Raw genomic sequence first — 15,616 nt, 5'->3', positions numbered from 1 at the left:
GGTCCATCAAGCATGAAAGGAACACGTCGGAACCTGGGATATCGCTTGCCCGGCCGGGCGGCGATAGCCTTGTCGGGGCAGCGAGGAGCCGTAGCCGATGATGAACGCACAGGAGAAGTCTGGCGTGAATGGGGCGATGATTGTCAAGCTTTGCTCTCGAGTCATTTCGTCAACCATCTTGCGTGACCGATTGGCGACCATCTCCTCGTCCCGACCTTATATTACCCGTTGCCTGTCGCCGCCAGCGCGCAGTGACTTGTCAAGGATGGAGGCCCGCAGACCCCATCGCGCGGCGACTTGTCCTTGACGGTCACGAGCACGGCGGCAGGTTTGCCGTGGTCGGGGAGCCCTTCCTTGGGCGGAAGCCGACGACAGTGTTCGAGGGGAACTCGCCATGAGCCGGGTGCGCAGAGATCGTCCGACGCTCTTGTATTTGCTGGATCCCAGCCGGCTCCGCCTCCGACTGCCTCGGTAGCTCGGTATCCTGAGCGCGTCGGCGGCATCATGCCATTATCATCCTACGAATTGCATGCTCCATCGTCCTGGACGAGACCGGTTTGGCTAGCCAAAGGACGAAGGTCTGATTACCAGATGTGATCGGCATGGGGTCGCTTCCACCAACGACGATGATGGGCACCGTCATCAGGGTGGTACGTACGGCTTCGGGCTGTCCTGGCCCGAGGAAAGTCGCTTTATCGAAAATTAGGAGGTCGGCTGCCTTCCCGCTCTCGATCCAGTCGCAAAGACTCTCGAAGGTCGCGAAGCCGACCGGCTTATAACCCAGCGCGGCGATCTTATCCTTGTAGATCTCCAACGCTGCTGGATCGGCGTCAACGACTGCAATGATTTCTCCGTTGCCAAGTGATCCATCGCATGGGCCGAAAGCGCTATCAGCTCTGACCTGCTCCTCAGCGCAGGCCGGTAAGTAGAGATCGAAGCGTGTACCTCGGCCAACAGCCGAGGTGACGTCAAGGCATCCTGCGAGCGCGCTCACATGGCGGTCCACTGCAGCAAGACCCAGTCCGGTCCCGCCGACGCGAGAGCGCGTGGTAAAAAAGGGCTCAAAGATATGCGGAAGCACCGAACTTGCGATTCCTTGGCCATCGTCGCTGATGGAGAGGAGAACGTAATCTCCCGGTTTCAAGGTGCCCTTAGCCACGGGCTTCGTTTGACAGACGTGAGCGCGAGAAACGCTAATCTCGACACGGCCCTCATTCAAGAGAGCCTCCGACGCGTTCTTGCATAGATTCATAAGGATCTGCTGTATCTCGGTCGGGCTGCCCTCGATCACCGTTTGCGACTCGTTGATCTTGAAGTTCAACTGAACATCCGCACGAAGTGTAACCCGCAGCAATGGCGCGAGATCCATTACACTCTCCGAGACGTCGAAAGGCATCGTCACGCGCTTCCGATTTCGGCTTAGTGACAAAATTTGATCAATAATCAGTTTGGCTCGGTTGCTGGCCAAGATAATTTGGCCGATGTGGCCCCGAATTCTCGAGGGGTGACGCACAAGACCTTTAGCCATCTCTGCGTAGCCGACTATTGCTCCTAGAACATTATTGAATTCATGTGTAACGCCGCTTGCGATTGTGCCGACAGCCGTCAGCCTTTCCGCATGCTCCCATCGACTCTCAAAAAGGTTACGTTCCGTGTGTACACGTTGCATCTCAAGATGGTTGCCTAAACGCACAGTAGCGCTCGCCAGAACCAGGAGGTCGTCTGTGGAGGGTGGTGAGCGATCTCCTTCAAAAACAAGGATACAAACCGCAGCCTGCTGATCGGAGGCCCGGCAACCAACAATTTGACAAACACCGGTAGTGCCTACGGCAGTCCGAACCACTTCCGACGCCGGAACGACGCGAAACACTGGCTGTTCCGGGTGTACAAGTGAGACGACTTCATGGATTAGCGTGGCGTTCCAGACGCGCATGCGCTTGTTCGCGACAAAGTACTCGGTATTCCTGCTGATACTCGGATCCACCAGAGCAAGCGCGCATTGATCCGCATCGAAAACGCATTGAATGAGTCTAAGCGCTGCTTCGGTGGAGAAGCGCCGCGAAGCCTTCGTTGCTTGACTGTCAATGAAACAAGCTTCGATCTCACTCATCGCCGCTTCAAGCTCTAACCGCCTTTCCAACCGGTTCGTCCGCACATGCAGCGTGGAGGCTCGAATGGTCGCAAACAAGCAGAGGCATATGGACACCAAGCCAAAGAAAAGTCGTGTACGCTGCGCTTGCGCGCTGGCGAAGCTGTAGGCTTTCAGATGTTCTCGCTCCAATTCGGCAGCCTTGGCGAACGTGTCGAAGGATGGGATCCGATTGACAGCGCGGTCCAACCTCAACATTGAGGACAGGATAGCGCGGCCCTCGCGGGCAACATCCTCCGTGACTTGGTCCTGGCTAGGAGGAAGTCGGCGGAGAGACTGATCGATTTGTAATGCGAGGCTGAATCCCGGTCTGGCCGAAAATTGAAGGATCAGATTGGAAAATTCAGGCCTGTTCGACACTCCCCCCCGAAGGCGATTAGCCGAGCGAGCAAAGCGTACGAGAGAGCTTTGCAGAAGCTCATTTTGCGCGGCCGAGGCCGAGATGGCAGCTTCTGTGTTTTCGAGGGAATTTTTGAGCTGTGCAACCAACCTGGAGTGCACCCCGGAGCTCTCATTGCGCGAAATCTCAACAAGGCGTTGGTAGTTTTGAAGGTTCCTTTTTAATGCTTGCCCGGTAGAAGCAACGGAACGGAAGTCCAATACCATGTCGGCGCGGGCGACGTCTCGCTGGAGCAATGCGTAGTTGATCTGAATCGTCCGCAGTTCGCTTAGGACCGCCTCGTTGATCTGGGGGTCTTGCCACTGTATCGCGACCAAGAGCGCAACCGAGGCCACTAGGGCCATTACAGAAGCTTTGTCGGTACTGAGCCATTTTTCCCAAACGAACGACGTTTGATCCGCGGTGCGTGCCTTGCGAAGGTCCGATTTGAATTCTAGCTCCCCATCGCGTCGGTGTGCGGCCGGATGCTGCTGGAACAGGAAAGCCAAGTGTACCTCTCCCCTCAAATAGGCGGTGTAGACGCCGTTGCACTCTGCCCCCATGGCCCGCTGACCTTCCATTGATTCGCGGGCGTTTCGACCTCGACGGCGAGGCGGCAGCACAAGGCGGGCAACTGATCGCAGTTTTCGGAACTGGTCTTCCGAGAGATCATCGAAGGGGCATACAAGCGCACGCCTGCAGCAGCCGAGGATGATACCGGTCGGTCAAACGCAACTGGCGAGGGCCGGATCTGCTGTTGGCTGGCAGCTAACACTGGCGGGGCGGCGGCCTCAACTCCGGCGTGCCTAGAGCCGGCTGCTGCGAAAGCGTCCGACACGCTTCCCTTGGGGTCATCCCGTCCAGCGGGCATCCTTGGATCGCTGAAAAAAGACGAGGCGGCTTGATGATCCTGCCCTCGCTGAAGCACCTCGCGAAACCCCCTGTTCCAGTCGCAGAAGCTCCTCTGGACCGGTAGGCGGCTCGTCAGCTCGACCATCGAACAGCGGCCGGAGCGCCTCGGACACGTGCTACTCAAAGCCCACTCGCCGGGCCTGGACCGCTTGCCCGTCTTCCAAGCCGGCGTCCTGCACCTGCGACAAAGCTGTTACACGGGATGGATTACTATTTCGCGGGTCCACACTAGCCTCACATCAACTGTATCGTCAAAGTCCTGCGCCAATTCACACAGCGGGTCATCGAGTTGAGATTCTGCGGAGAGCGCCTCCTCTGCTCCCGTCAAGGGCGCCGGCTCCGGGAGGGCGCCTGTCTGGCTTTCAAAGATGCGTTTCAGAATGCGATCCGAAAAATATCGCACCTTCCTCAATTTTAATGGTGGCAGACCTTGATGAGAACGATTTCGTACTCGTCATTGAGCAGCCGCACCTGTTCGGGACGCAACAGCGGTGCACCTTGATGTGATTCTGAACGTTCCAATCGAACGTTCGCGCCTGGCTGTAGGAAATCGATTGGGCTTGAAATGTGAATCCACCGATAGCTTTGGAAATGTAGTTCGGAGTCTCGTCATCTACCTCGATGTTCCTAGAAGCGCGCCGGCAGCCCGGGCGGGGGGCTTGGGGTTAGACTGCCAGCGCACGCCACTCATAAAGAGCGGCCTCTTTTCGCGGTTCGGACACCCATAGTCAACCCGGCAACGTCTGGATGCCCGCTGTGCTTTTTGCAGAGCGGCGATGCCGGGCAATCGGCCGATCCTGTCTAGGATGGTGTGGCCACTCTCGTCGGCCGAGTTGATGCTCCAGCCAGTATCGCCTTGCCGACCAGCATGAGTTCGCCGTTAGCAATCCATCGTTGCGAGCCGAGACCGAGGTAAAAAGCGCGTGTTATCGACTATGTAGCTGACGCTCCCGCTGACGCCTTCGAGTGAGCACGCTATGCCCCGTTCGCACCCTCTTGTGAATAGTACTGCCCCATGCACCTGAAACCGCCTCCTGGGACCAGGCTTGCTCAAGCCCTTGATTCAACACGATTGATCCGACGCCAAGGGAAGCGGTTTCGAGGTGCCGCAGCGCGTACATGATGATGACCGCCGCGGGGGCCTCGCGGACTTCGAGAACCTTTTCACCGGTTGAGATGTGTTCGAGCCCGGTTGCTGACATACTGGCTCTTGCGGATGCTGATCGACTTCAGTGCTCGTCGCGATGCCGCAAGCGATTTTTTGCGGCAAATGACCTTTCCGAAAAGTTTGCGACAGAACCCGCCGACGCCGCTCTCATCGAAGCGGATGAGGCTCAGCGGCCTCCCCTGTCCGACAATTTGCGTCGGTTTGGCGATTTGACGACACAGGCTTGTTGGTCGGGCTTGTCACGTTGTCTGAAATTGGCCGGCCGAGGGCTGCTGCTGCTGAATCATGCGGGCGTTCGAGTCACGGCCTTCCATTCGGCGATGGCTTGCAAGCGATGAACATGTATGGCGAGAGCAGAACGTTTGGGGCGGGGGACGAAGAGGTTGCGGAGGGCAGACAAGGTCGAGACGAAGCGTTGCAGGCCTCCCGGCGATCGGACCCCTGCATCATCCGCTCCCGTTTTCGCGGCGGCACATGGGAATTCTCCGCTCTGTTGTTCAACCCCTTGTGCGACCGGTGCTCGACGTCCGGCATCATCTGTCGCTTTGCCGCTCCATACGAGCGAAGCTAGTCGGTGATCATGCGCTTCGGCGCGAGCCCCTGCTTCTTCCACAGCCGCGTCAGCAAGCGCAACCTCTCGCAGGGTGCGCTCTCATAGTTCGTTCCTGCGCAGCGGCCTTGTTATCTCGATACTGGATAAGCGTCTACGAACCTACGCGCCGCATAACGAGCTTTGTTGCGCTGGTCGGTTCCGAAGGGTGGCTCTATGCATCGCAGTGGCGGACGCGAAATCCTCACCATCCTTCTGCATCGCGCTATTTGGCTTGCCGAAAACCCAATTTCGCCGGCACGCTGCCGCTGAATACCATGATCATCTCGCATTCTTGCTATGGAGGCTGTCGTCCTTGCTGGGCACGCGGCTGACGGCGACGAAAGCGGGTTTATTCATGCAACACCCCTTTTTGGCAGGCAAGCTGGTGGACCTCGGGATGTCGGGGGCGAATATAGCGAAGACTCCCGCCGCTCGCTGATGCATTCTGGACGCAACCGCATCGAGCCGATGTGTTCGAGACGCTTCGCGGCTGCAGTCGCCGAACGATGGCGTGGTTATGCGACCTGTTCGGCATGGCTACCCCCGTCCAGTCAGGCGTTCACGAAGGTGTTTGTCGAGAATTCGTGGAGAAAGTCCGCCACTTATCGTTGGCGAGGGCTTTGCTCCGGAGTGGCGATCGGTGCGCTGATCGACAGGCAGGCTCTGGCCAAAATCGAAACCCATATCGCCGATGCCGTCGCGAAAGGCCGCAGAATTCGATGCGGGGGCAAACGCATCGCGCGAATGGCACGTCGAACTATCGGTCCTGTCTCCAGCGAGATGACCATCGCGCAAGAAAGAGACATTCGGGCGGCTGGCGCCTGTGATTGCTTCGACGATGCGGATAGGTCGTGCATGAGGCCAACGACACGATCTACGGCCTTCCCCCACATTTGTGCCTCAAACGGAAGCGTGTTTTGCGTGTGGCCGAGGCCTTGGAATATGGCATAGTGGTATGAACACGGGACGCATGTCGTCGGAAGCCGCGCCTTTCGGCCGAGTGAAGCAGTCCGGCATCGGGCGGGAGGGTTCCCGCCATTGCCTCGAGGACTACCTCGAAATGAAATACCTCTGCACGGGCGGCATCTGAAGCATGGGCTTGCAGGGCTCGCAGACCGGTAAACCAGCGAGCCATCTCCAAATATGTGAATTGTGGATTGCTCCTCGACGGGAGCTGAGGGGCGGCTCCGCAAGCCTTACGACGCTCTTTGCGAGCCGTAGCTGCCGAGCTGGCAAAAGGCCGGGCTACGTCGCGCCAGCGCAATCGGCACGCAGAAAATTAGGCCTACCCGCTCCGGGACCGCGGACCTCGTCAGCTTCTCGTAAGTATGCCCGAGTAGGTTGCTCAGCTGATCTGTGGACGTGAGGCTAGCGTGAACCGGCACAAATTTGACCTATCCAATGTAACAGGTTGGCGGCAGGTGCAGCCCCCGGCATCTCAAGAGCAAGCGGCACAGGCCGGGCAAGAGGGCTTTGAGCAGCGCTCGGGCGAGGCGCGCCAAGCCGCTGCCCAAATTCCCGCCCCCGGCGTTCCGGCTCTGCCAGACCCGTTCCATCCTCATCCGTCTCAGGGAGACCTGAGCCTCATCGAAGGCGCGGCCCCATGGGAAGCGCAGCCCATGATGCAAGGGAGCGGACAAGAACACGCCGCGGCGCCGTACGCCGGAGGCAGTGGGTCGATGCTAGGTGCCTCGGTGCTGCAGCCGGGTCACTCAACGGCGCGCCATCATCATGCGCCGGATTCGTCAGTGGTTGATCTGAATCCTTCCGCACCGTTCGAGTTGCGTGACCATGCTCGTTCCGCCGTGCCGGCGGCGGTGCAGCCAGATCCTCCAATAGTGGTCTCCGACGGTCGCGGCTGCAAGCGTCCTCTTTATTCCAACGATGCGACCGTTGTCGAAGGGCTGAGGTCACTCTACGCGGGTAAGGCCAAGGAGGACACGGTCAAGCGCCATGTAAATTCTCTTTACGGCTTTGGTCGTTGGCTCTTTAAAAATAACAAGCCGGGATTTGCTGCTCGGCTTCACGAGGAGTCGCTGGATGAAGATCTCAAGGAGTACGAGAGCAGTGGTGGCTCCTCGACTGTGGCTGTGGCACTGCGTCGTCTCAGAGAGTCGGCGGGCGGAGTGCCAATGGTGGGCCGCGCTGTCCTGAATCCCGACCCTGCCGACGCCGTGCTCATCAAAGAGTACAAAGCGGCTCTCATCAAAGAGTACAAGGGAGCGCCTGCGACCGGGCCGAATCGCCAAACCATTCACGACTATGGAGCTACTCTTAGACGTTTCAGTGAATACCTGGTTGAAAACAACAAGCCGGGGATTGCGGCTCGGCTTCACGAGGAGTCGCTGGATGAAGATGCCAAGCGCTATAAGGACTCCAGTGGTGACCGGAGGATCATTGCACTAGCTCATCTCCGGAAGTTCCTGCCGTCCGCCGCACTCGGGCGCGAAATTGCCCTTGCTGCTCGTCCGGAAGACGCAGTCGGCATGGAGGCTCGTGCCATTGGGGACGCCGCTGCGCAGCACAGCGGGCCGCAGAAGGCATTGGGTCGGCCAGAGAAGCTCCCTGGGGAAGCTAATGAAGACGCCGCTGTTCTGCCATCGTCTTTCGTACCAACTGGGCACCATCACCAAGCCTCGGATCCCGCAGAGTCCTTTCGTCCCCTGATCTGGCGCGACGGCGACCAGCGCGCGCCGGACGAGCGGATCGCTGCACAGGACAGGAGCAACCTGCTACCAAGCGAGGAGGTGCCACTGAGGCCACCGGAATTCGCTCCGCCCAGCTTGCGGGCGGGGAATTCCGCCTCGCCAGAGCTCTTTCCTGAGGGGATGTCCCCCGCGGTCGAAGGGTTTTTTGGTGTTTTCGGCGACCCCAGCGGGCGGGTGCTCGGCGCATTGCAATTGCTAGGCGACGAACATATCCAGAGGGATTACCAGCTCCTGGAGCAGGAGTTGCAGGGGAACAATCCAGAACTCGCCGCCCGGACGCGGTTCGTGGATCCCCTCGTAGCCAATTATCATCTGCGCTTGGGCTCCGAGAGCGACAAGCTAAGCGCATTCCAGCGCATCGTCCATAATCAGAACGGTAACGACACAGCCGACTTCCTGTTCGTGCCAGTGAGCGATGGCGGTAAGACTCTTGCGGAGCGCGGCAAACATTGGTCGCTGCTGTTCGTTGATCGCAGCGACCGGGAACGGCCGGTTGCCTATCATTATGACTCCGTCAGCGGATGGCATGACAAGCTTGCAAAACACCTCGCAGAAAGGCTGGGCGCCAGCCTGGAGACCGGCGTGGACTTACCCCGCATCGCCCAGCAGAGCAACGAGTGGGATTGCGGAGTCTACGTGGTGGACGGCACGCGGGCGCTGGTTGGGCGATTGCAAAGATGGCAGCCAGACCTGCCAGACCTGCCAGACCTGAACCTCAACAACCTCGTCGTCAATCGGCAGGCACTACAAACCCGACTCATGGGTGACGATACATCTGGAACGGCAAATTATCTCACGAACTTTGAACTCATGGACCGACAGGCGCGAGACGCGGTTAAGGAAAGCCCCGTTGGGACGTTTCACCAGCGGATCAAGCGGCTCGGCCAGTCAGCGCGAGCGTTGCACGACAGAGCCCTGGCTCCAGTCGCGCCGGACCAAGGCAACCCAGACTCGGTGTTCGTACGGGACGTTGTTCCCGGGGAAACACGCCATCATCATGCGCCGGATTCGTCAGTGGTTGATCTGAATCCCCCCGCACCGTTCGAGTTGCGTGACCATGCTCGTTCTATGCCGGCGGCGGTGCAGCCAGATCCTCCAGTAGTGGTCTCCGGTCGCGACAAGCGTCCTCTTTATTCCAACGATGCGACCGTTGTCGAAGGGCTGCGGTCAGCACTCTATGCCGGTAAGGTCGGGGAGCGCACGGTCACGGACCATGTAAATTCTCTTCTCGGCTTTGGTCGTTGGCTCTTTGATAATAACAGGCCGGGATTTGCTGCTCGGCTTGACGATCCGTTGCTGGATCAGGATCTCAAGGAGTACCAGCGCGAGAGTGGCTCCTCGAACGTGGCTAGAGCACTGGGTCGTCTCAAAGAGTCGGCGGGCGGAGCGCCAATGGTGGGCCGCGCTGCCCTGAATCCCGACCCTGTCGACGCCGAGCTCATCAGAGATTACAAAGCGGCTCTCATCAAAAAGTACGAGGCAGAGCCTGCGACCGGGCCGAATCCCAAAACCACTCAGGACTATGCGGCTACTCTTAGACGTTTCAGTCAATACCTGCATGAAAACAACAGGCCGGGGATTGCGGCTCGGCTTTACGAGGGGTCGCTGGATGAAGATGCCAGGCGTTATTTGGACTCCAGTGGTAACCGGTGGATCAGTGCACTAGCTCATCTCCGGAAGTTCCCGCCGTACGCCGCACTCGGGCGCGAAATTGCCCTTGCTGCTCGTCCGGAAGACGCAGTCGGCATGGAGGCTCGTGCCATTGGGGACGCCGCTGCGCAGCACAGCGGGCCGCAGAAGGCATTGGGTCGGCCAGAGAAGCTCCCTGGGAAAGCTAAGCAGCTGAGCGAGATCGGCAATTCAGGCGCTCGCGTGCTGATGCAGGCCCCCACCCATCAAGTGGGTGCATTGCCATGGGAGGCGCAGCCCATGATGCTGGGGGACGAGCACCTGGCACCGCATACCGGAGGCAGTGGGTCGATGCTGGGTGCCTCGGTGCTGCAGCCGGGTCACTCAAGGGCGCGCCATCATGATGCGCCGGATTCGTCAGTGGTTGATCTGAATCCCCTCGCACCGTCCGATTTGCGTGACCATGCTCGTTCTGTGCCGGCGGCGCCTGCCGGGCCAGCGTTCGCCAGGGCTGAGGAGACGCCCTCCGCGGTTGGCGAGGCCGCGGTGGCCGAAAGGTGGGCTCGGTTGCAAAAGCAAATGGACGAACCAGTGCATGATCCCGGCCCTCAAGTGGATACATCGCCATGGGAGGCGCAACTCATGGTGCAAGGGAGCGGACAAGAACACGCCGCGGCGCCCTACGCCGGAGGCAGTGGGTCGATGCTGGGTGCCTCGGTGCTGCAGCCGAGTCACTCAAGGGCGCGCCATCATGATGCGCCGGATTCGTCAGTGGTTGATCTGAATCCCCTCGCACCGTTCGAGTTGCGTGACCATGCTCGTTCTGTGCCGGCGGCGCCTGCCGGGCCAGCGTTCGCCAGGGCTGGGGAGACGCCCTCCGCGGTTGGCGAGGCCGCGGTGGCCGAAAGGTGGGCTCGGTTGCAAAAGCAGAAGGTCGACGCTGATTTGTCGGGATATTTCGACTCGATTCCGCACGCGGACCTTCTACGATCGCCATGGGAGGCGCAACTCATGACGCAAGGGAGCGGACAAGAACACGCCGCGGCGCCCTACGCCGGAGGCAGTGGGTCGATGCTGGGTGCCTCGGTGCTGCAGCCGGGTCACTCAACGGCGCGCGATTCGTCAGTGGTTGATCTGAATCCCCCCGCACCGTTCGAGTTGCGTGACCATGCTCGTTCTGTGCCGGCGGCGCCTGCCGGGCCAGCGTTCGCCAGGGCTGAGGAGACGCCCTCCGCGGTTGGCGAGGCCGCGGTGGCCGAAACGCTGGCTCGGTCGCAAAAGCAGATGGTCGACGCTGATTTGTCGGGATATTTCGACTCGATTCCGCACGCGGACCTTCTACGATCGCCATGGGAGGCGCAACTCATGCAAGGGAGCGGACAAGAACACGCCGCGGCGCCCTACGCCCGAGGCAGTGGGTCGATGCTGGGTGCCTCGGTGCTGCAGCCGGGTCACTCAACGGCGCGCCATCATGATGCGCCGGATTCGTCAGTGGTTGATCTGAATCCCCCCGCACCGTCCGAGTTGCGTGACCATGCTCGTTCTGTGCCGCCGGCGGTGCAGCCAGATCCTCCAATAGGGGTATCCGGTCGCGACAAGGGTCCTCTCTATTCCAACGATGCGACCATTGTCGAAGGGCTGAGGTCAGCATTGGAGAGCACGGTCAAGCGCCATGTAAATTCTCTTCTCGGCTTTGGTCGTTGGCTCTTTGATAATAACAGGCCGGGATTTGCTGCTCGGCTTCACGAGGAGTCGCTGGATCCGGATCTCAAGGAGTACGAGAGCAAGAGTGGCTCCTCGGACGTGGCTAGAGCAGTGGGTCATCTCAAGACGTGGGCGGGCGGAGCGCCAGTGCTGGACCGCGCCGCTGTCCTGAATAATCCCGACCCTGCCGACGCCGCGCTCATCAGAGATTACACAGCGGCTCCCATCAAAGAGTACAAGGCAGCGCCGACCGGGCCGAATCCCGCTACCATTCAGACCTATGGATCTGCTCCTAGACGTTTCAGTGAATACCTGGTTGAAAACAAAAAGCCGGGGATTGCGGCTCGGCTTCACGAGGGGTCGCTGGATGAAGATGCCAAGCGCTATAACAACTCCGGTGGGATCAGTGCACTAGCTCATCTCCGGAAGTCCGAACTCGGGCGCGAGCTCCCTGGGAAAGCTAATGAAGACGACGCTGTCCTGCCATTGTCTTTCGTGCCAACTGGGCCCCATCACCAAGCCTCGGATCCCGCAGGGTCCTTTCGTCCCCTGATCTGGCGCGACGGCGACCAGCGCGCGCCGGACGAGCGGATCGCTGCACAGGACAGGAGCAACCAGCTATCAAGCGAGGAGGTCCTCATCAACCGTGAGCATGATACAGCGGAGTTGAGACCAGCGAAGAGGCAAAGGCCCCCGAACAGTCGTCTGCAGGACGTTGCCACTGAGCCGCAGCTGAGCGAGATCGGCAATTCAGGCGCTCGCGTGCTGATGCAGGCCCCCACCCATCAAGTGGGTGCATTGCCATGGGAAGCGCAGCCCATGATGCAAGGGAGCGGACAAGAACACGCCGCGGCGCCGTACGCCGGAGGCAGTGGGTCGATGCTGGGTGCCTCGGTACTGCAGCCGGGTCACTCAACGGCGCGCCATCATCATGCGCCGGATTCGTCAGTGGTTGATCTGAATCCCCCCGCACCGTCCGAGTTGCGTGACCATGCTCGTTCTGTGCCGGCGGCGGTGCAGCCAGATCCTCCAATAGGGGTCTCCGGTCGCGACAAGGGTCCCCTCTATTCCAACGATGCGACCGTTGTCGAAGGGCTGAGGTCAGCTTACGCGGGTAAGGTCAAGGAGAGCACGGTCAAGCGCCATGTAAATTCTCTTCTCGGCTTTGGTCGTTGGCTCTTTGACAATAACAGGCCGGGATTTGCTGCTCGGCTTGACGAATCGTCGCTGGATCAGGATCGCAAGGAGTACGAGAGCAGGGGTGGCCCCTCGGAGTACGAGAGCAGGGGTGGCCCCTCGATCGTGGCTAGAGCACTGGGTCGTCTCAAGACGTTGGCGGGCGGAGCGCCAGTGGTCGACCGCCCTGTCCGGAATCCCTACCCTGCCGACGCCGCGCTCATCAGAGATTACACAGCGGCTCTCATCAAAGAGTACAAAGAAGCGCCTGCGACCGGGCCGAATCGCGGTACCATTCAGGTCTATGGATCTACTCTTATACGTTTCAGTGAATACCTGCATGAAAACAAAAAGCCGGGGATTGCGGATCGGCTTCACGAGGGGTCGCTGGATGAAGATGCCAAGCGCTATGTGAACTCCGGTGGTAACCGGAGGATCAGTGCACTAGCTCATCTCCGGAAGTTCGCACCCGGGCGCGAAATTGCCCTTGCTGCTCGTCCGGAAGACGCAGTCGGCATGGAGGCTCGTGCCATTGGGGACGCCGCTGCGCAGCGCAGCGGGCCGCAGGAGGCATTGGGTCGGCCAGAGAAGCCCCCTGGGAAAGCTAAAGACGGGCGGGTGCTCGGCGCATTGGAATTGCTAGGCGACGAACATATCCAGAGGGATTACCAACTCCTGGAGCAGGAGTTGCAGGGGAACAATCCAGATCTCGCCGCCCGGACGCGGTTCGTGGATCCCCTCGTAGCCAATTATCATCTGCGCTTGGGCTCCAAGAGCGTCATGCTAAGCGCATTCCAGCGCATCGTCCATAATCAGAACGGTAACGACACAGCCGACTTCCTGTTCGTGCCAGTGAGCGATGGCGGTAAGACTCTTGCGGAGCGCGGCACCCATTGGTCGCTGCTGTTCGTTGATCGCAGCGACCGGGAGCGGCCGGTTGCCTATCATTATGACTCCTACAACGGATGCAATGACACGCTTGCAAAAGAGCTCGCAGAAAATCTGGGCGCCAGCCTGGAGACCCGCGTGGGCGTATCCCGCATCGCCCAGCAGAGCAACGTGGTGGATTGCGGAGTCTACGTGGTGGACGGCACGCGGGCGCTGGTTGGGCGATTGCAATCGCAGCCAGATAACCTGAACCTCAACAACCTCGTCGTCAATCGGCAGGCACTACAAACCCGCCTCAGGGGTGACAATACATTCGGAACGGCAAATAATCTTACGAACTTTGAACTCATGGACCGACAGGCCCGAGACGCGGTTAAGGAAAGCCCCGTTGGGACGTTTCACCAGCAGATCAAGCGGCTCGGCCAGTCAGCGCCAGACGTTGCTCCCGGGGACCCATTGAAATTTCAGAGTCTTGAGAGCAAGGGGGACGCCGCTGCGCAGCACAGCGGGCCGCAGGAGGAATACAGTTGGCCAGAGTATCTCCCCCCTGGGAAAGCTAATGAAGACGACGCTGTTCTGGCATCGTCTTTCGTGCCAACTGGGCCCCATCACCAAGCCTCGGATCCCGCAGAGTCCTTTCGTCCCCTGATCTACGGCGACCAGGGCGCGCCGGACGAGCGGATCGCTGCACAGGACAGGAGCAACCAGCTACCAAGCGAGGAGGTCCTCATCAACCGTGAGCATGATACAGCGGAGTTGAGACCAGCGAAGAGGCAAAGGACCCCGAACAGTCGTCTGCAGGACGTTGCCACTGAGCCGCAGCTGAGCGAGATCGGCAATTCAGGCGCTCGCGTGCTGATGCAGGCCTCCACCCATCAAGTGGGTGCATTGCCATGGGAAGCGCAGCCCATGATGCAAGGGAGCGGACAAGAACACGCCGCGGCGCCGTACGCCGGAGGCAGTAGGTCGATGCTGGGTGCCTCGGTGCTGCAGCCGGGTCACTCAACGGCGCGCCATCATCATGCGCCGGATTCGTCAGTGGTTGATCTGAATCCCCCCGCACGGGTCGAGTTGCGTGACCATGCTCGTTCTGTGCCGGCGGCGGTGCAGCCAGATCGCCCAAAAGTGGTCTCCGGTCCCGACAAGGGTCCTCTCTATTCCAACGATGCGACCCTTGTCGAAGGGCTGAGGTCAGCACTCTATGCCGGTAAGATCGGGGAGATCACGGTCAAGCGCCATGTAGATATTCTTTTCGGCTTTGGTCATTGGCTCGTTGAAAATAACAAGCCGGGGATTGCGGATCGGCTTCACGATTCGTCGCTGGATCGGGATCGCAAGGAGTACGAGATCTGGGGTGGCGGCCCCTCGGCCGTGGCTGGGTCACTGGGTCGTCTCAAGACGTGGGCGGGCGGAGCGCCAGTGGTGGGCCGCCCTGCCCTGAATCCCCACCCTGCCGACGCCGTGCTCATCAGAGAGTACACAGCGGCTCTCATCAAAGCGTACGAGGCAGCGCCGACCGGGCCGAAACCCCGTACCGTTGAGGTCTATGGGTCTGCTCTTAGACGTTTCAGTCAATGCCTGGTTGAAAACAAAAAGCCGGGGATTGCGGATCGGCTTCACGAGCGGTCGCTGGATGAAGATGCCAAGCGCTATATGAAAACCGCTGACATCAGTGCACTAACTCATGTCCGGAAGTTCGCACTCGGGCGCGAAATTGCCCTTGCTGCTCGTCCGGAAGACGCAGTCGGCATGGAGGCTCGTGCCATTGGGGACGCCGCTGCGCAGACCGCGGCACAAGCTCATGGCCACGCAGGAGAGCAGGGACCCATCTCTCGAGCTCAACAAGTCGCGCCAGCGCCGTTTGAACGGCACTTGGGCAAGAAGCGCGAGGCCCAGGACGGACTGACGAGTACACTTGACAGGAGCAACCTCGTGAACAGCGGGGGCGTCATCATAAACAATGAACATTACACAGCGCTGTTGAGACCAGCGAAGAGGCAGAGGACTGATAATCCGCAAAGCCGCGCCATGGGGCGGCAACTGAGCGAAGCAACCACGACGTCCATCAGCCAAGCCTCCGATCAAGCCCGAGCGGACCTAATGGCTTCCTTCAGAAGCAGGGAGCGCTCCGACGCGGGGCGTTGAGCTCCATGGCTGGGATCAAGCAGAACAGCTCTCTTGACGACAGAGGGGCTGATGCGATCTCCAGACCGGTAGCTCTCGCCGTAATTGATCAGGCTGGTACTGTTGGAAGGCTTGATCAGCCTCGTCACCCCAATCTCCAGCATAGCTCACTGTCACGCGGCCAACG

Annotated in this window: 2 protein-coding genes and 3 pseudogenes; 2 read left to right on the top strand and 3 right to left on the bottom strand. The window is 59.9% G+C overall.

Annotated elements, in window-relative coordinates; genetic code table 11:
- Nucleotides 1-502 precede the first annotated feature (502 nt).
- The 3 genes and pseudogenes from NKI29_RS30575 to NKI29_RS30565 form a co-directional block, all read right to left on the bottom strand.
- Nucleotides 503-3,037: a two-component system VirA-like sensor kinase gene (locus NKI29_RS30575; RefSeq protein WP_352798359.1), complete on the bottom strand. Its 2,535-nt coding sequence runs from the start codon at nucleotides 3,035-3,037 to the stop codon at nucleotides 503-505.
- 596 nt (nucleotides 3,038-3,633) lie between these two features.
- Nucleotides 3,634-4,054: pseudogene (locus NKI29_RS30570) on the bottom strand (type IV secretory system conjugative DNA transfer family protein); the annotation flags it as partial.
- Between the two features lie 837 nt (nucleotides 4,055-4,891).
- A pseudogene (locus NKI29_RS30565) lies at nucleotides 4,892-5,238 on the bottom strand (DDE-type integrase/transposase/recombinase); the annotation flags it as partial.
- 507 nt (nucleotides 5,239-5,745) lie between these two features.
- On the opposite strand from NKI29_RS30565, the pseudogene NKI29_RS33565 reads away from it, so the two are divergent.
- Together NKI29_RS33565 and NKI29_RS30555 are read left to right on the top strand one after the other, a co-directional pair.
- Nucleotides 5,746-6,290: pseudogene (locus tag NKI29_RS33565) on the top strand (aldehyde dehydrogenase family protein); the annotation flags it as partial.
- 283 nt (nucleotides 6,291-6,573) lie between these two features.
- On the top strand, nucleotides 6,574-15,450 hold the full coding sequence (locus NKI29_RS30555; protein ID WP_352798357.1) for a Ulp1 family isopeptidase: 8,877 nt from the start codon (nucleotides 6,574-6,576) through the stop codon (nucleotides 15,448-15,450).
- The last annotated feature ends 166 nt before the right edge of the window (nucleotides 15,451-15,616 follow it).

It is taken from the genome of Mesorhizobium sp. M0678, from assembly GCF_040320505.1.
Lineage (GTDB): Bacteria > Pseudomonadota > Alphaproteobacteria > Rhizobiales > Rhizobiaceae > Mesorhizobium.
The sequence above is the reverse complement of the archived record's forward strand: the minus strand, read 5'-3'. Positions and strand labels throughout refer to the sequence as shown.